The following is a 16,650-nucleotide window of genomic DNA, read 5'->3' as shown; positions in this document are numbered from 1 at the left end:
GGGCGCCACGACCCGGAGCGCACAGCCGCAGGGCGCCGTGCCGAAGGGCGCGCCCCGGAACGGCGCGCCACCGAAGGGCTCATGGCAGCGCGGCCGCTGGATGTTGCTGCTGATCGCGCTGATGTGCGCCGCGCCGATCGCGATCTCCTATTTCACGTACTACGTGATCAAGCCGAAGGGCGGCACGACGAGCTACGGCACGCTGATCGAGCCGCAGCGCACGATTCCGTCCGCGCTGATGGTGACCGGCGACGATGGCCGCGAAGTCCCGCTTGCCTCGCTCAAGGGCCGCTGGCTCATGATCTCGGTGGACGGCGGTGCGTGCGACGAGGCCTGTGCGAAGAAGCTCTACTTCATGCGCCAGGTGCGCGCGACGCAAGGCCAGGAGCGCGAGCGCATCGTCATGGTCTGGCTGCGCACCGACGATGCCAGCGTGCCGGCCGCCTTGAAGACCGCCTATCCGGATACGCGCATGCTGCGCGCCGATCCGGCCTCGGTGGCCGCCTGGCTGCCCGCCACCAACACGACGAAGGACACCGATCACATCTACATGGTCGATCCCAACGGCAACCTGATGATGCGGTTTCCGACGCAGCCAGATCCGTCCAGGATCAAAGAAGACGTGACCAAACTCCTCAAGTGGTCGCGTATCGGTTAAGGTGCGCAGCGCGAGTCTGACAGAAAAGAGTACGAGAGATGTTTATCCTGGAGCTGGGCCTGATCGGCCTGTGCATCGCGTTGCTGCCGCTGTCGTGGGTCTGGGTGAAGGCCGACGACGACAAGTTCCGCAAGCTCGTGTGGCTCACGACCTTCATGACGCTCGACCTCGTGATGTTCGGCGGCTTCACGCGCCTCACCGATTCGGGCCTCGGCTGCCCCGATTGGCCGGGCTGCTATGGGACGTCGTCGCCGTTCATCGCGCATGCGCAGATCGCGGCCGCGCATCTCGCAATGCCGAGCGGGCCCGTGAGCATGACGAAGGCGTGGATCGAGATGATTCACCGCTATTTCGCGATGGCCATCGGTGTCCTGATCATCGCGCAGACGGCCATCGCCTGGCGCGCGCGCATCAAGCGCATGCCGCTGCACGTCTCGCCGTGGTGGCCCACGGCGCTGCTCGGCCTGATCGTCGTGCAGGGCGTGTTCGGTGCATGGACGGTCACGATGAAGCTGCAGCCCATCATCGTCACCACGCACCTGATGCTTGGCCTGACGCTGCTAGGCGCGCTCGCGTGGCTCGCCGCGCGCATGACGCCGCTGCCCACGTTCGAGCCTGACGCCGCGCGCTGGCGCGTGGCCGCGCTGGCGGCGCTCGTGCTGCTGGTCGTGCAGATCGCGCTGGGCGGCTGGGTGAGCACGAACTACGCGGTGCTCGCCTGTACGGACTTCCCGACTTGCAACGGCGCGTGGATCCCGCCGATGGACTTCCACCACGGCTTCCACCTCTGGCGCGCGCTCGGCATGGACGGCAACGGCGATGTGATCACCCAGGACGCACTCGTTGCAATCCATTGGACGCACCGCACGTTCGCGTTCGCCGTGATCGCATATCTGGTATGGTTCGCCCTCAAGTTGCGCCGCTACGCTTCACTGCGGCGCCCCGCTAACTGGGTCCTGATCGTGATCGCGATCCAGTTTTTGACCGGACTATCGAACATCGTGCTGCAGTGGCCGCTGCCTGTGGCAGTTGCGCACAACGGTGGCGCGGCGATCCTGTTGCTTCTGGTCGTCGTGCTAAACTTTCGAATTGCTTGTAGCCGCCCCGGCCGCGCCGTCCTCCCTGCGCGCGATACCGCTGCGGTGTGATCCCGCCCCCTATGGAAAGTACAACCCTCTCCCAAAATCCTGGCAGGCCCGGCAGCCGGATTTCGCAGTATCTCGCGCTCACGAAGCCCCGCGTCACTCAATTGGCCGTGTTTTGCGCGGTCATCGGCATGTTCCTCGCCGTGCCGGGCATGGTGCCCTGGAAACAGCTGGTCGGCGGCACCGTCGGCATCTGGCTGACGTCCGGCGCAGCCTTCGCGATCAACTGCCTCGTCGAGCAGAAGGTGGATGCGCGCATGCGTCGCACGGCCTGGCGTCCTTCGGCGCGCGGCGAGATCACCAGCGTGCAGATCCTGCTGTTCTCCGCGCTGATCGGCGGCATCGGCATGTGGACGCTCTACACGTTCACCAACCCGCTCACCATGTGGCTCACGTTCGCGACCTTCATCGGCTACGCGATCATCTACACGCTGCTGCTCAAGCCCGCCACACCCCAGAACATCGTGATCGGCGGCGCCTCGGGCGCAATGCCGCCGGCGCTCGGCTGGGCCGCCGTCACGGGCCACGTGCCCGGCGACGCCTGGATTCTGGTGCTCATCATCTTCGTGTGGACGCCGCCGCACTTCTGGTCGCTCGCGCTCTATCGCCGCAAAGACTACGAAAACGCCGGCCTGCCGATGCTGCCCAACACGCACGGCGAGAAGTACACGCGCCTGCACATCCTGCTCTATACCGTGATCCTGTTCGCGGTCACGCTGATGCCCTATATCTCGGGCATGAGCGGCATGCTGTATCTCGTCGCGGCGGTCCTGCTCGGCGCGGTGTTCCTCGCCTACGCGTGGAAGATCTACCTCGAGTATTCGGACGCGCTCGCACGCAAGACTTTCCGCTATTCGATCGTTTACCTCTCGGTGCTGTTCGCCGCGCTGCTCGTCGATCATTACGTGCACGCGCTCATCGGGATGTAACGGTATGGCCCGCTCCCTGTTCGCGCGCGCGGCGCGTGCCGCGCGTGTCTCTCTCATTGCGCTCGCAGCAGCGGGCGCGCTCGGCGGCACGTTGATGCTCGCAGGCTGCGGTCCGCAGCCGCCGTCGTTCTCGAACCTCGACATCACCGGCAACACGCAGTTCGGCAAGGACTTCTCGCTGCCGGACACGAGCGGCAAGATGCGCTCGCTTGCCGACTTCAAGGGCAAGGTGGTCGTGCTGTTCTTCGGCTACACGCATTGCCCGGACGTCTGCCCGACCACCATGGCCGAGCTTTCGCAGGCGCTCCAGCAACTGGGCCCCGATGCCGCGAAGCGTGTGCAGGTGCTCTTCGTGAGCGTCGATCCTGAGCGTGACAGCGCTCAGATCCTGAGCCAGTACGTGAGCGCCTTCAATCCCACCTTCATTGCGCTGCGCCCCGCCGACGAGGCGCAACTCAAGCAGGTCACGAAGGACTTCCGCGTCTACTACGCGAAGGTGCCCGGCAATACGCCCGGTAGCTACACGATGGATCACACCGCCGCGAGCTACGTGTTCGACACCACCGGCAAGCTGCGCCTCTTTGCGCGCGACGGGCAGGGCGTGACCCCCTGGCTGCACGATCTGAAGATCCTGCTCGCCTCGAACGACTGAGGACGCCTGGGCCAGCCAGGTCGTTCAGGCCGGTCGGGTTAGGCCACTGGCGCTTTGCGGTCCGCCGAAGGCGCGACCCAAGCTGCTACCCCTCACTGGCGCCCGCTGGTATACCCGTATGCGATTTCTATATTTCGCGCGGCCAGTGCCATATGAGACCATTTGTGCCCTCCAGGCGGGCGGCACACAATGCCGCCGCAGCCGGGACACGACAGTAACAAACACGCAACAAGCAGGAACATCCTCTCCATGCAGCGCAGAAATCTGATTAAAGCTCTCCTCGCCGGCGTCGCCGCCACCACGCTCGCAGCCAGCTTCGGCGCCCACGCCGACGACAAGGTCATCAAGGTCGGTACCGTTTCCGGTCCGGACGCCCAGGTTTGGGCCGTGGTCCAGAAGGTCGCCAAGCGCGAAGGCCTGAACGTGAAGGTCATCGAATTCAACGACTACGTGCAGCCGAACGCGGCACTCGACTCGGGCGACCTCGACGCCAACAGTTTCCAGACGGGACCGTACCTCGACAGCCAGATCAAGCAGCGCGGCTACAAGCTCGTGAACGCGGGCCTCACGTACATCTCGCCGATCGGCGTGTACTCGAAGAAGTTCAAGTCGCTGAATGACCTGCCGCAAGGCGCGAAGGTCGCGGTGCCGAACGACCCGTCGAACGAGAACCGCGCGCTGCTGCTCCTGCAGAACAAGGGCGTGATCAAGCTGCGCGCCGGTGCGGGTACGAACGGCAACAACGCGACGCCGCTCGACGTGGCCGACAATCCGAAGAAGGTGAAGCTCGTCGAACTGGACGCTGCGCAACTGCCGCGCGCGCTCGGCGACGTGGACGCCGCCGTGATCAACACGAACTACGCGCTGGCAGCGGGCCTGCAGCCGACCAAGGACGCGATCGCGCTGGAAGACATCCACAGCCCGTACGCGAATCTGATCGCCGTGCGCGTCCAGGACAAGGACAAGCCGTGGGTGAAGAAGCTGGTCGCGGCTTATCAGTCGGAAGACGTGCGCCAGTTCATCAAGAGCGAGTTCAAGGGCTCGATGATTCCGTCGTTCTAAGCGACGCCGAATCCGCGCTCCCGATCGCAGCGCGCGGCCAACAAGCCGCGCCCGCTGGCGATCCAGCAAAAGAAAAGCCGCTTCCTGTAAGCGGCTTTTTTGCGCCCGCAGCGTGGCCGGGCAGGTCCTACGATGGGTGTCGCGTGGTGCGAGGCCCGCTACAGCCACGCCTGGAGTGGCACTGTCATCCCAGCAACTTCTGCACGAGTTCCATCGCGTCGATCAACTGTTCCTGCTCGGCGATCGAGAGTGTCGCGAGCAAGCCCACCACACCGCCGATCGCCGCCGCGGCAAGCGATGCGCAAGCGGCTCGCCCCGTTTCGGTCAGGCTCAGGAGCGTCTGGCGCGCGTCGGCTTCCGAGGCGCGCCGCGAGATCAACTGCTGACGCTCGAATCCGGTGAGGATCCGGCTCAGATAGCCGGAGTCGAGCGTCAGGTCGCGTGCGAGTGCCGCAGCGGTATCCGTGCGGCCGCTCTCCAGCTCGCGCAGGATGCGAATCTCGGTCAAGGAAAAAGAGGTGCGCGGGAGCTCGCTGTGTCGCTCGCCAAGAAATTTTCGATAGAAGCGATTGAACTGCAGGACGGCCTCGGCGCGCCGTTTCATGGTGGAATCGTTTGACAACTTTGTACCCCGTCGTCATTTGTTGATGTTTGTCAGTTGTCACTATATGGGATGTCAGGGCGCAGCGGTGTCGTCGTTGTGTCCCCGAAACAGACTGGTGGTCCTGACTTGGTATCACTTTGGTCTGTCTGTTTGGTGCTCCGAGAGGCTTGCTGGTCTCTCAAAAAGAGCCCACAGGTATCTCTCCAGGGAAAATACCGATACTTGTCGCGCTACCCGGAGAGCCTTTGTAAATCATATAAACTATTGATTTATAAGGTATTTATGCCGATCGAAATGCGGTTCTCGCGCATGTTGACTGGTATTATTGTGGTTATATAATGGGCTCAAATTTGCACCGGGCAGTGACCACGACGGCAACGTTGAAAGTGTCAGATGGTTTGTCCGGAAGCCCCCACGATCTGTCCAACCGCTGGCCGGAGTTCCATGGAAACCCGTTGGTCTGCCCTGATGCCCGATGCGCGCAACGTCACGCCGCTCTATCTGCAGCTGGCGCGCAATCTTGCGACGGCCATTCATTGCGGCGTGTGGTCGGCGGGCGAGGCGCTGCCTTCGGAGCGCACGCTCTCCGACGCCATCGGCGTATCGCGCATCACGGCGCGCAAGGCCATCGAGCTGCTGGTCGAGCAGGGGCTGATCCGGCGCGCACGCGGCGCCGGCAGCTTCATCACGCCGCGTGTCGAAGATCCGCTCTCGCGGCTGACCGGCTTCACGAAAAAGATGGAGCAGCGCGGCTTCACGCCTGACTCGGTTTGGCTGGAACGCGAGTTGCGCGCGGCACACCGTGAGGAGATCGTGCAGCTTGGGCTCTCGCCGGGGGCCTCGGTCGCGAGCCTGCGGCGCCTGCGGCGCGCGGACGGCATCGTGATGGCCGTCGAGCACTCGGCGCTGCCCGCGTCCATCGTGCCGGACCCGCACGCCATCGACGGCTCGCTCTATGCGTATCTCGAAGGGCGCGGCGTGCCGGTCGTGCGCGCGCTCCAGCACTTCCGCGCGGTCAACGCGACAGGCGAAATCGCGACGCTGATGGGCGTAGAGGCGCGTGCGGCGCTGCTCGTGATCACGCGCGTGGGTTTTTCGCGCGACCAGCACGCCATCGAACTCACCGATACCTATTGCCGCGACGGCTTTTACGACTTCGTCGCGGAGCTCAGGCAATGAACGCAGTAGCGAAGACGGCTCGCGGGAACGGAACGCCGCGCCACGAATCTCTCATGCACGTCACCGTCACGACTCATCGCGCACCCCAATTTGTCGTGCGCAAAATCGGAAAAATCTCATGCTGAGCGGAAACATTCTCACCCCGGGTGGCTGGATCAACGGCACGCTGACGTTCGAAAACGGACGCATCAGGTCGATCGAGGGCGAGGCCGTCGATCCGGCGAAGAACGACGAGCCCTACATCCTGCCGGGCTTCATCGACTTGCACGTGCACGGCGGCGGCGGCGCCGACGTCATGGAAGCGGGCGACGCCATCGAAACCATCGCGCGCACCCACGCGCGCTACGGCACGACGAGCCTGCTCGCCACCACCATGACCGCGCCGCGCGACGAACTGATGAGCGTGGTCGCGGGTCTCGGCGACGTGGCGCGCCGGCGCACGCCGGGCGGCGCGCGCGTGCTGGGCGTGCACCTTGAAGGGCCGTACATCAATCCGGGCAAGCTCGGCGCGCAACCCGACGCGGCCGTGTCCGCCGTGCTCGACGAAGTGCTCAAGTATCTGTCGATCGCGCCGATCCGCGTGGTGACCGTGGCCCCGGAAATCGCGGGCCATATCGAGATCATCGGCGAGATGGCGGCGCGCGGCGTGCGCGTGCAGCTCGGCCACTCGCTCGCGACCTACGACGATGCCGTCGCCGCGCTCAAGCACGGTGCGTGTGGCTTCACGCACCTCTTCAATGCGATGTCGCCGCTGCATCACCGCAACCCGGGTCTGGTCGGCGCCGCGCTCGCCCACGCGGAATACGCGGAGATCATCCCCGACCTGCTGCACGTGCATCCGGGCGCGATCCGCGCGGCGCTGCGCGCCATTCCGCGCCTCTACGTCGTGACCGACAGCACCTCGGCCACCGGCATGCCCGACGGCGAATACCGCCTCGGCAGCCAGCACGTGACCAAATGCCTCGGCGGTGTGCGTCTCGCGGATGGCACGCTCGCTGGCAGCACCCTCACCATGGACCAGGCCTTGCGCAATCTCGTTTCGCTCGGCCTGCCCATCGCAGATGTTTCCGCGCGCCTGTCGCGCTACGCGGCCGACTATCTCGGCATCGAAGACCGTGGCCGCCTCGCGCGCGGCGCATGGGCCGATGCCAACGTGTTCGACCGCGAACTCACGCTTACCGCGACCTACGTCGAAGGAGAATCGATTGTCGAATATGCTTAAAGAAGCGCTGGCCTCGGCCGGCGTCGTCGCCGCGCAGCTCGCCGACACCTCGCGTGTCGAGGCGCTCGCCCGCGCGCTCGAGGCCGAGCCGCGCCACGTCGCGCTCACGGTCGCACGCGGCAGCTCGGACCACGCGGCGAGCTATTTCGCCTCGCTCACGATGAGCCGCATCGGCGTGCCGGTTGCCTCGATTCCCATGTCGATCGCGACGCTGCAACAGGCGCCATTACGCGTAAAGGGCCAGTTTGCCCTTGCTTTTTCCCAATCGGGCAGGAGTCCTGACCTTGTCGCCACGATGCGCGCCCTGCACGACGCGGGCGCGCTCACGGCGGCCATGGTCAACGTGGGCGGCTCGCCGCTCGCCGAAGCCGCGGGCAACGAACTGCCGCTGCTCGCGGGCCCCGAACTGAGCGTCGCGGCCACCAAGAGCTATATCGCGATGCTCGCGATGTCGGCGCAGCTCGTGGCGTTCTGGCAGCGCGACGCCGCGTTCCTCGACGCCGTGCGCGCACTGCCGGCGGCGCTCGACCGCGCGGGCGCGCTCGACTGGTCGCGGGCCGTGGACGAGCTGCGCGACGTCTCGCAGATGATCGTGATCGGCCGCGGCCCGGGTCTTGCCATCGCGCAGGAAGCGGCGCTCAAGCTCAAGGAGACCTCGGGCATCCAGGCCGAAGCGTTCTCGAGCGCCGAAGTGCGCCACGGCCCGATGGAGCTGATCGACCGCGATTATCCGCTGCTCGTGTTCGCCCCGCGCGGACCGGAGCAGGCGGGCCTCGTGCAGCTCGCGCGCGACATGCAAAAGCGCGGCGCGCGCGTGCTGCTCGCCGCGCCCGCCGACGTGCCGGAGGCCACGCTGCCGCTCGTGACGACGGCCGACCCGGCGCTCGATCCGATCGCCGCCATTCTTTCGTTCTACGTGATGGCGGCGAGTCTCGCCGCCGCGCGCGGCCGCAACCCTGACGAGCCGCGCTACCTGAACAAAGTCACCGAAACCCACTAGATTGGAACGCTGATGGAACGCATCCAGGAGTCCCGCCTGATGAGCCCGGACAATGCCACAGAAGGTCGTATCGTTTTGATCGCGCCGCTGAGCGGCCCGGTCGTGCCGCTCGCCTCCGTGCCCGATCCGGTGTTTTCGGAAGGCCTGTTCGGCGACGGCATCGGCGTCGATCCGCTGGTCGGCCGGCTCGTTTCGCCGTGCGACGGCACGGTCATGCACCTCGCGCGCACCGGTCACGCCGTCACGCTGCAGACCGCCGAAGGCGCGCAGGTGCTCGTGCATATCGGCATCGACACGGTCGAGCTGAACGGCAAGGGCTTTGCGCCGAAGGTCGAGCAGGGCGCCCAGGTGCGCCGTGGCGACCTGCTGATCGAATTCGATCTCGACGTGGTGGCGTGCAACGCGCCCAGCCTCGTCTCCGTGATCGCGGTGGCGAACTCCGATGCGTTCGAAGTCGTCGACCGCGCGGGCTACGCGAGCCATGCCGAGGCCGGCGAGACGCCGCTCCTCGTGTTGCGTGCGCGTGACGGCGCCGTGGCCGCCGCAGGCCCCGTGGAGGTGGTGACCAACGAAGCGCGCCGCAGCGTGACGCTCACGCATGCGGGCGGCCTCCATGCGCGCCCTGCGGCGCGTGCGCGCGAAGCGGTGCGCGGGATCGATGCGTGCGTGGAAGTGCGCTACGGCGAGCGCAAGGCCGCCATCGAAAGCGTGGTGGGCCTGCTCGGGCTGGGCGCGGGCGAGGGCGCGACCATCGAACTCGTCGGCTTGGGCCATGAGGCGCAGAAGGCTGTCGATGCCGTCGCTAACGAGCTCCTGCGCGAAGCGCCGGGCGAAGGCGGCGAGGCGCCCGCGCGGCAACTGTCGCCGGCGCCGGTGGTTGCCCCCGTGGCTAGCACGGCTGGCGCTGGCGTTGCCGCGCAGCAAGCCCCGCGAAGCGCGCCAGGTACGCTGATCGGCGTATGTGCGGCGCCTGGCGTGGCCGTCGGCAAGCTGGTGCGCTGGGACGACGCCGAACTCGAGCCGTCCGAGCTCGCGAGCGGCCCTTCGTCGGCGGAGAGCCGTCTGCTCGACAAGGCCGTCGCGTCCGTCGACGGCGAGCTGGACGCCTCCGTGCGCGCAGCCTCGCAGCGCGGCGCGATCGGCGAAGCGGGCATCTTCCAGATGCATCGCGTGCTGCTCGAAGACCCGACGCTGGTCGACGCCGCGCGTGACCTCATCAGCCTCGGCAAGAGCGCGGGCTTTGCGTGGCGCGCCTCGATCCGCGAGCAGATCGCGGTGCTCGGCAAGGTGGACGACCCGCTGCTCGCGGAGCGCGCCGCCGATCTGCGAGACCTCGAAAAGCGCGTGCTGCGCGCGCTCGCGAACGCAAGCGGCGCAGGCAACGCGATGGGCGCGGCCCAGCGCGAGCTGCCCGAAGAAGCCGTGCTCGCCGCCGACGAATTCACGCCCTCCGACCTCGCCTCGCTCGACCGCAAGCGCGTGACCGCGCTCGTGATGGCGCGCGGCGGCGCGACCTCGCACGCTGCGATCATCGCGCGCCAGGCGGGCATTCCGGCACTCGTCGCGCTCGGCGACGCCTTGCACAAGATCGAAGAAGGCACCCAGGTGGTGGTGGACGCGGGCGCCGGCAGCCTCGCCTTCGCGCCGAGCCCGCAGGACGTCGAACGCGCCCGCGCCGAAAAGCAGCGCCTTGCCGGCGTGCGTGAGGCGAACCGGCGTACCTCGCATGAGGCCGCAGCCACGCGCGACGGCCACGCAGTCGAAGTCGCGGCGAATATCGCGACGCTCGAGGACGCGCGCACCGCAGTGGAGAACGGCGCGGATTCCGTGGGCCTGCTGCGCACCGAGCTCATGTTCATCCATCGCCAGGCGGCGCCGACGGTGGACGAGCATCGCGAGGGCTACCAGGCGATCGCCGAGGCACTGGGCGGACGCACGGCGATCATCCGCACGCTCGACGTCGGCGCGGACAAGGAAGTCGACTATCTGACGCTGCCGCCCGAGCCGAACCCCGCGCTGGGCCTGCGCGGCATCCGCCTCGCGCAGGTGCGCCCCGATCTGCTCGACGACCAGTTGCGCGGGCTGCTCGCAGTCGAGCCGATGGGCGCCGTGCGCATCCTGCTGCCGATGGTCACCGACGTGGGCGAGCTCGTGCGCCTGCGCGAGCGCATCGACACGTTTGCACGCGAAGCGGGCCGCACGGGCCGCATCGAGGTGGGCGTGATGATCGAGGTGCCCTCGGCGGCGCTGCTGGCCGACCAGCTCGCGCGCCACGCCGATTTCCTCTCGATCGGCACCAACGATCTCACGCAATACACGCTCGCGATGGATCGCTGCCAGCCCGATCTGGCGGCGCAGGCCGACGGCCTGCATCCCGCCGTGCTGCGTCTCGTCTCCGTCGCGGTGGAGGGCGCGAACAAGCATGGCAAGTGGGTGGGCGTGTGCGGCGCGCTGGCGGGCGACCCGCTCGCGGTGCCGCTGCTCATCGGCCTCGGTGTCACCGAGCTGTCGGTCGATCCGGTTTCCGTGCCGTCGATCAAGGCGCGCGTGCGCAAGCTCGATTACAGCCAGTGCCGCGAGCGTGCATTCGAGGTCCTCGCGCTGGAGTCGGCGCAGGCGGTGCGCGCGGCGAGCCGTGCGCACTGGCCGCTCGATTGATTGATCGCTTGATCTCGTGAGTGGCTGAGCGATTGGCCACTCACCTCTCGGGTAGTTGATAGCACCACAATCATTCGGTTTCCTTGATAACCCCACACCGGCGGGCGCAGCGATCGCGTGCCGGGCTTATTCACCTCACTTTCGTCACGCAAGAGACAGGGACTGGAGGCAGTTCAATGGATGGCAATCCGTTTCTCAAGATTCAGAGCCTCGGCCGCGCGCTGATGCTCCCGATCGCAGTGCTGCCGGTGGCCGGCATCCTGCTGCGCTTCGGGCAGGCCGACATGCTCAACATCAAGATCATCGCCGACGCAGGCGGCGCGATCTTTGACAATCTGCCGCTCTTGTTCGCAATCGGCATCGCGGTGGGTTTCGCGAAAGACAATAACGGCGTTGCGGCGCTCGCGGGCGCACTCGGCTATCTGGTCGAGACCGCCGTGATGAAGGACATCAACGACAAGCTCAACATGGGCGTGCTCTCGGGCGTGGTGGCCGGCGTCGTGGCGGGGATGCTGTACAACCGCTTCAAGGACATCAAGCTGCCCGAGTTCCTTGCCTTCTTCGGCGGCAAGCGCTTCGTGCCGATCGTCACAGGGCTCGTGTGCGTGGTGCTCGGCATCGTGTTCGGCTATGCGTGGGGGCCGGTGCAGCACGTGATCGACACGGCGGGCCACTGGCTCACCACGGCGGGCGCGGTCGGCACGTTCGTCTACGGATTGCTGAACCGTCTGCTGCTCGTGACCGGTCTCCATCACATCCTGAACTCGCTCGTGTGGTTCGTGTTCGGCTCGTTCACGCCCGCCGCCGGCGGCGCGGCCGTGACCGGCGACCTGCACCGCTTCTTCGCGGGCGACCCCACCGCGGGCAGCTTCATGGCCGGCTTCTTCCCGGTGATGATGTTCGGCCTGCCGGCCGCGTGTCTCGCGATGCTGCACGAGGCGCCCAAGGAACGCCGCGCGATGGTGGGCGGCCTGCTGCTCTCGATGGCACTCACTTCGTTCCTCACGGGCGTGACCGAGCCGATCGAGTTCACCTTCATGTTCCTCGCGCCGGTGCTGTACGGCATCCACGCCGTGCTCACGGGTCTGTCGCTCGCCATTTGCTCGTTGCTCGGCATCAAGCTCGGCTTCACGTTCTCGGCGGGCGCGATCGACTACGTGCTGAACTACGGCCTCTCCACGCACGGCTGGGAAGCGATTCCGCTCGGCATTGCGTATGCGGTGGTCTACTACGCGCTGTTCCGCTTCTTCATCCGCCGCTTCAATCTGCCGACGCCGGGCCGCGAAGCTTCGGTTGGCGACACGGCAATCGCCTCGTCGATGTCGGGCGTGGAAGTGCCGGCGGGTGGCGCGGCCGCTGCCACGTCGTTGTCGCGTGCGGCGCGCTATATCGATGCGCTCGGCGGCGCGGCCAACCTGAAGGTGGTCGATGCGTGCACGACGCGTCTGCGTCTCACGGTGTCGGACCCGGCGCATGTGTCGGAGCCGGCGCTGAAGGCCATCGGCGCGCGTGGCGTGCTCAAGCGCGGCGGCGAGAGCGTGCAGGTCATCATCGGGCCGGAAGCCGACATGATCGCCGATGAAATCCGTCGCGAGATTGCCAGCGGGCGCCCGGCGGCAGCCGCGGCCAAGGCGGTGCCGGCGGCGCAGCCGGCTTCACAGTCCGCTTCACAGTCAGTCTCGCAGTCTGCCGCTCAGCCGGTGCAGGCAGCCGGTCCGCTCGATCCGAACCCGTCGCGCTGGCTGGCGGTGTTGGGCGGCGCGGCGAACATCGTGTCGATCGACGCGGTCGCGGTCACGCGTTTGCGCGTGATCCTGCGCGACCCCGCCGCGGTTGACCGTGCGCAGCTTGGCGCGCTCGATGTGGCCTGGGTGTCGGCGGATACGCTGCATATCGTCGTGGGCGACGCGGCGCAGCGTTACGCGCGTGAGCTTGCGTTGCAGGCGGCCTGAGCGGTCTCTTGTTGCAAAAAAACCGGCGCTTGCCGGTTTTTTTATGTCTCGTGCGTTTGCACGCCGCCCGCCCAAAGCCCTACTCCCCGCTATCGGCTGCATCCATTTTGCGTTGCTGATCGAGCCACATCACATTGATGATGCCGAAGCCAAGCGCCACGCCAATGCCCAGTATCCAGGTGAAGTACCACATGATTTCCACTCCTGCGTAAATGGCGATGCAGCCCGGCGCGCCGGGCTGCACGACTCGGTCAATACAGCGAATTGCGCTTGTCCTCGACGGCCTCGAGGGTCACCTTGCCGCGCATGATGCGATACGCCCAGGTGGTGTAGCCCAGCACGATCGGCAGGAAGATGATCACGGCCACCAGCATGATTTCGAGCGTGGTCTTGCTGGAGGTGGAGTCCCACACCGTGAGGCTCGAACGCGGGTCCAGCGACGAGGGCATGATGAACGGAAACATCGAGAAGCCCGCCGTGAGAATCACGCCGATGATCAGGAGCGAGGTGCCGAGGAAGGCGGTCTTTTCGAGCCGCGAGCCGGCCAGCACGAATGCGATCGCGCCGCCGAGGATGCCGAGAATCGGCGCAGCGGCCATCCACGGATAGAGTCCGTAGTTGCTGATCCACAGCCCCGCGCCGGGCTCGACGCTCTTGAGCAGCGGATTGGCGACGGAGTCGTACGGCGCGGGCGTCGTGATCGTATAGCCGCCGATCAGCGTCGCCACGAGCGCGCCCGCCACCACGAAGAACACGACGGCGAGCGCCGAGGCAATGCGCAGTGCCTTCGACGCGCGTTCGGCCACCACGCCTTCGCTCTTCAGCTTCACGAACGCGGCGCCGTGCGCGGTGAGCATGGTGAGGCTCACGAGCCCGCACAGGAGCGCGAACGGATTGAGCAGCGCGAAGAAGCTGCCGTGATACGTCACGCGCAGGTCGGAGTCATAGCTGAACGGCACGCCTTCGAGCAGGTTGCCGAACGCCACGCCGAACACGAGCGCCGGCACGAAGCCGCCGATGAAGAGCGCCCAGTCCCATGCGTTGCGCCACTTCGGGTTCTCGCGCTTGCCGCGGTAGTCGAAGCCCACGGGCCGGAAGAAGAGCGCGAACAGCACGAGCAGCATCGCGAAGTAGAAGCCCGAGAACGACGCCGCATAAACGAGCGGCCAGGCGGCGAACATCGCGCCGCCCGCAGTGATGAGCCAGACCTGGTTGCCTTCCCAGGTCGCACCGACCGTGTTGATGACGATGCGGCGCTCCGCATCGGTCTTGCCGATGAAGGGCAGCAGCACGGCGGCGCCCATGTCGAAGCCGTCGGTGAGCGAGAAGCCGATCAAGAGCACGCCGATCAGCACCCACCAGATCACTTTGAGCGTTGCGTAGTCCATGGTGTGGTTCCTGTGTGTTTCCTGTGCGGGTCTTGCGACACGTTCCGGGCCTGCATCACGAGACGCGATTGCCACTCGCCGCGGCCATTGCGCCCTTCTCGTGGAAGTAGCGCCCTGTGTTCAGCGACGACGGGCCGAGCCGCGCGTACTTGAACATCAGCGTGATCTCGATGATGAAGAGCGCCGTGTAGAACACCACGAAGCCCGCGAGGCTCAGCCACACGTCGCCAGGCGCGAGGCTCGACGCCGAGAGGTGCGTGGGCAGCACTTCGGCGATGGTCCACGGCTGGCGGCCGAGCTCCGCGACGACCCAGCCGAATTCCGCGGCGAGCCACGGCAGCGGAATCGCCCACACCACCCAGTTCAGGAACCAGCGGCGGTTGTCCTTGAGCAGCGAGCGCTGCGCGCAGAACCAGAACGCGAGCACGAAGGTCGCGAGGAACAGCATGCCGAGGCCCACCATCACGCGAAATGACCAGAACACCGGAGCGACGGGCGGAATCGAGTGCTTCGCGGCGGCCTTGATCTGCTCGGGCGTGGCGTCGACCACGTTCGGCGCGAACTGCTTGAGGAGCAGGCCGTAGCCGAGGTCGGCCTTGTGCGCGTCGAATACGTCACGTGTGGCCGTGTCGGCGGTGCCTTCCTTCATTTTTTGCAGCGCGGCGTAGGCGAGCATGCCGTTCTGGATCCGCACTTCGGCGCGGCCCATCAGGTCCTTCAGCCCGATCACCGGTTCGTCGATCGAGCGCGTCGCGATGATCCCCATCAGGTAGGGAATGCGGATCGCGTAGTCGGTGCGCTCTTCCTGCTGGTTAGGGATGCCGAACAGCGTGAACGGCGCCGGTGCGGGTGCCGTGTCCCATTCGGCTTCGATGGCGGCGAGCTTGATCTCCTGGACTTCGCCGGTGCGATAGCCCGATTCGTCGCCGAGCACGATCACGCAGAGCGTGGACGCGAGGCCGAAGCCCGCGGCGATGGCGAACGAGCGCAGCGCGAAGTCCACGTCGCGGCGGCGCAGCAAATACCACGACGAAATGCCGAGCACGAACATCGACGCCGTCACATAGCCGGCCGACACCGTGTGCACGAACTTGACCTGGGCGACCGGGTTGAAGATCACCTGGAAGAGGCTCGTGAGCTCCATGCGCATGGTTTCGTAGTTGAACGCGGCGCCCACGGGGTTCTGCATCCAGCCGTTGGCGACGAGAATCCACAGCGCGGAAAGGTTCGAGCCGAGCGCGACGAAGAACGTCGTGAGCAGATGCCCGCCCTTGGTCATGCGGTTCCAGCCGAAGAAGAACAGGCCCACGAAGGTCGATTCGAGGAAGAAGGCGGCCAACCCCTCCACGGCGAGCGGCACGCCGAAGATATCGCCCACGTAGTGCGAGTAGTACGACCAGTTCGTGCCGAACTGGAATTCCATCGTGAGGCCGGTGGTGACGCCCATCACGAAATTGATCGCGAAGAGCTTGCCCCAGAACTGCGTCATATCCTTGTAGATCTGCTTGCCGGTCATCACGTAGACCGATTCCATGATGACGAGCAGCCACGACAGACCCAGCGTGAGCGGCACGAACAGGAAGTGATAGAGCGCGGTGACCGCGAACTGCAGGCGCGATAGATCGACGGTTTCGCTAATTGGCATGGTGCGGGTCCCCTTGGGGTGGATTTGCGCCGGGCGGGCGAGCGTCGGGCGGCACGGGCACGGAGAGGAGGGCCTGTGCGACCGCCGCCGGCGGCATGGTCATGTTCTCGGCCTGAGGATGATTGAAGAATGCGTATTTGAGCGCCATCAGCAACACGAGCTTGAAGGCGAGCACGAGAACGATGTCGCGGCCAAAGGTGGGGCCGCGTGCCCACTGGAGGAAGCGCTTTCGCAGCAAAGGTTGCGCGTGCCGGCTGGAGGTCGAGATCATCACGATGACAATGGCTCCTGAATCCTGGTTTTGCTGCAGCAGCGCTGAGCGGCAAGTGCCTGCCTCGATTCGGCATTGCGATCTTTATAGGCCAATCGATGGCGGCTTATTTTGATTTAGATCTTGTGATGTCAGATTCGGTCCGTTCAACATCCGGAACTATCTTATGAGGGAATGGGAAAAGGCGGCGCGAAGGTGTACGAATTACTGCCAGCCCATAAGAAAAGCCCCACTCTCGGTAAGAGTGGGGCTATGGGGGAAGCTCATGTGGGCGGCCTGGCGGCC

Annotated in this window: 15 protein-coding genes; 10 read left to right on the top strand and 5 right to left on the bottom strand. The window is 66.1% G+C overall.

All coding sequences use genetic code 11. The features are described from left to right. Window positions 1-37 precede the first annotated feature (37 nt). The 5 genes from BO1_RS25720 (at window position 38) to BO1_RS25700 (ending at window position 4,446) form a co-directional block, all read left to right on the top strand. Window positions 38-658, top strand: a complete 621-nt coding sequence (locus BO1_RS25720; protein WP_043286487.1) for an SCO family protein — start codon at window positions 38-40, stop codon at window positions 656-658. Between the two features lie 38 nt (window positions 659-696). Continuing rightward, window positions 697-1,806 carry a COX15/CtaA family protein gene (locus BO1_RS25715; protein WP_028220005.1) on the top strand — a complete coding sequence of 370 codons (1,110 nt, stop codon included), beginning with the start codon at window positions 697-699 and terminating at the stop codon, window positions 1,804-1,806. 11 nt (window positions 1,807-1,817) lie between these two features. Further along, complete coding sequence (gene cyoE, locus BO1_RS25710; protein ID WP_028220004.1) at window positions 1,818-2,732, top strand: heme o synthase; 915 nt, start codon at window positions 1,818-1,820, stop codon at window positions 2,730-2,732. A 4-nt stretch (window positions 2,733-2,736) separates the two neighbouring features. Next, window positions 2,737-3,384, top strand: a complete 648-nt coding sequence (locus BO1_RS25705; protein ID WP_028220003.1) for an SCO family protein — start codon at window positions 2,737-2,739, stop codon at window positions 3,382-3,384. 249 nt (window positions 3,385-3,633) lie between these two features. Then, window positions 3,634-4,446, top strand: coding sequence for a MetQ/NlpA family ABC transporter substrate-binding protein (locus BO1_RS25700; RefSeq protein WP_028220002.1), 813 nt, complete (start codon window positions 3,634-3,636; stop codon window positions 4,444-4,446). Between the two features lie 184 nt (window positions 4,447-4,630). Here BO1_RS25700 and BO1_RS52750 read toward each other — a convergent pair whose 3' ends face one another. Continuing rightward, the gene (locus BO1_RS52750) at window positions 4,631-5,050 is read right to left on the bottom strand and encodes a MarR family winged helix-turn-helix transcriptional regulator (protein ID WP_043286484.1); all 420 of its coding nucleotides are present in this window, start codon (window positions 5,048-5,050) and stop codon (window positions 4,631-4,633) included. A 444-nt stretch (window positions 5,051-5,494) separates the two neighbouring features. Between BO1_RS52750 and BO1_RS25690 the strand changes: the two genes are divergently transcribed. From BO1_RS25690 to nagE, 5 genes are all read left to right on the top strand, one after another. Further along, window positions 5,495-6,229, top strand: a complete 735-nt coding sequence (locus tag BO1_RS25690; protein WP_028220001.1) for a GntR family transcriptional regulator — start codon at window positions 5,495-5,497, stop codon at window positions 6,227-6,229. A 118-nt stretch (window positions 6,230-6,347) separates the two neighbouring features. Next, a complete protein-coding gene (gene nagA, locus BO1_RS25685; RefSeq protein ID WP_028220000.1) occupies window positions 6,348-7,451 on the top strand; it encodes an N-acetylglucosamine-6-phosphate deacetylase in 1,104 nt (367 codons plus the stop codon). Continuing rightward, window positions 7,444-8,451, top strand: coding sequence for an SIS domain-containing protein (locus BO1_RS25680; protein ID WP_028219999.1), 1,008 nt, complete (start codon window positions 7,444-7,446; stop codon window positions 8,449-8,451). Before nagA ends, BO1_RS25680 begins: the two co-directional genes overlap by 8 nt. A gap of 12 nt (window positions 8,452-8,463) precedes the next feature. After that, window positions 8,464-11,109: a phosphoenolpyruvate--protein phosphotransferase gene (ptsP, locus tag BO1_RS25675; protein ID WP_028219998.1), complete on the top strand. Its 2,646-nt coding sequence runs from the start codon at window positions 8,464-8,466 to the stop codon at window positions 11,107-11,109. A 176-nt stretch (window positions 11,110-11,285) separates the two neighbouring features. After that, on the top strand, window positions 11,286-13,061 hold the full coding sequence (nagE, locus tag BO1_RS25670) for an N-acetylglucosamine-specific PTS transporter subunit IIBC (RefSeq protein WP_028219997.1): 1,776 nt from the start codon (window positions 11,286-11,288) through the stop codon (window positions 13,059-13,061). Window positions 13,062-13,140: 79 nt separating this feature from the next. On the opposite strand, the gene cydX is transcribed toward nagE, so the two are convergent. The 4 genes from cydX to cydP are packed head-to-tail and all read right to left on the bottom strand — an operon-like array spanning window position 13,141 to window position 16,365. Next, window positions 13,141-13,254 carry a cytochrome bd-I oxidase subunit CydX gene (gene cydX, locus BO1_RS56945; protein ID WP_063744714.1) on the bottom strand — a complete coding sequence of 38 codons (114 nt, stop codon included), beginning with the start codon at window positions 13,252-13,254 and terminating at the stop codon, window positions 13,141-13,143. A 58-nt stretch (window positions 13,255-13,312) separates the two neighbouring features. After that, on the bottom strand, window positions 13,313-14,449 hold the full coding sequence (gene cydB / locus BO1_RS25660) for a cytochrome d ubiquinol oxidase subunit II (RefSeq protein ID WP_028219996.1): 1,137 nt from the start codon (window positions 14,447-14,449) through the stop codon (window positions 13,313-13,315). A 55-nt stretch (window positions 14,450-14,504) separates the two neighbouring features. After that, window positions 14,505-16,094 (bottom strand): cytochrome ubiquinol oxidase subunit I, encoded by a 1,590-nt coding sequence (locus BO1_RS25655; protein ID WP_028219995.1) that lies wholly within the window; start codon window positions 16,092-16,094, stop codon window positions 14,505-14,507. Continuing rightward, window positions 16,084-16,365, bottom strand: coding sequence for a cytochrome oxidase putative small subunit CydP (cydP, locus tag BO1_RS25650; protein WP_028219994.1), 282 nt, complete (start codon window positions 16,363-16,365; stop codon window positions 16,084-16,086). The genes BO1_RS25655 and cydP overlap by 11 nt, the downstream gene beginning before the upstream one ends. Window positions 16,366-16,650: the final 285 nt, after the last annotated feature.

The organism is Paraburkholderia oxyphila NBRC 105797 (genome assembly GCF_000685075.1).
In the GTDB taxonomy this organism is placed as follows: Bacteria; Pseudomonadota; Gammaproteobacteria; order Burkholderiales; family Burkholderiaceae; genus Paraburkholderia; species Paraburkholderia oxyphila.
This window is presented reverse-complemented; position numbering and strand designations above follow the sequence as displayed.

Coding starts and splice junctions, on each gene's coding strand:
- BO1_RS25715 (WP_028220005.1), top strand. CDS start 697: ATGTTTATCCTGGAGCTGGGCCTGATCGGCCTGTGCATCGCGTTGCTG.
- cyoE (WP_028220004.1), top strand. CDS start 1,818: ATGGAAAGTACAACCCTCTCCCAAAATCCTGGCAGGCCCGGCAGCCGG.
- BO1_RS25705 (WP_028220003.1), top strand. CDS start 2,737: ATGGCCCGCTCCCTGTTCGCGCGCGCGGCGCGTGCCGCGCGTGTCTCT.
- cydB (WP_028219996.1), bottom strand. CDS start 14,449: ATGGACTACGCAACGCTCAAAGTGATCTGGTGGGTGCTGATCGGCGTG.
- BO1_RS25655 (WP_028219995.1), bottom strand. CDS start 16,094: ATGCCAATTAGCGAAACCGTCGATCTATCGCGCCTGCAGTTCGCGGTC.
- nagE (WP_028219997.1), top strand. CDS start 11,286: ATGGATGGCAATCCGTTTCTCAAGATTCAGAGCCTCGGCCGCGCGCTG.
- BO1_RS25680 (WP_028219999.1), top strand. CDS start 7,444: ATGCTTAAAGAAGCGCTGGCCTCGGCCGGCGTCGTCGCCGCGCAGCTC.
- cydP (WP_028219994.1), bottom strand. CDS start 16,365: ATGATCTCGACCTCCAGCCGGCACGCGCAACCTTTGCTGCGAAAGCGC.
- BO1_RS52750 (WP_043286484.1), bottom strand. CDS start 5,050: ATGAAACGGCGCGCCGAGGCCGTCCTGCAGTTCAATCGCTTCTATCGA.
- nagA (WP_028220000.1), top strand. CDS start 6,348: ATGCTGAGCGGAAACATTCTCACCCCGGGTGGCTGGATCAACGGCACG.
- BO1_RS25690 (WP_028220001.1), top strand. CDS start 5,495: ATGGAAACCCGTTGGTCTGCCCTGATGCCCGATGCGCGCAACGTCACG.
- ptsP (WP_028219998.1), top strand. CDS start 8,464: ATGGAACGCATCCAGGAGTCCCGCCTGATGAGCCCGGACAATGCCACA.
- cydX (WP_063744714.1), bottom strand. CDS start 13,254: ATGTGGTACTTCACCTGGATACTGGGCATTGGCGTGGCGCTTGGCTTC.
- BO1_RS25700 (WP_028220002.1), top strand. CDS start 3,634: ATGCAGCGCAGAAATCTGATTAAAGCTCTCCTCGCCGGCGTCGCCGCC.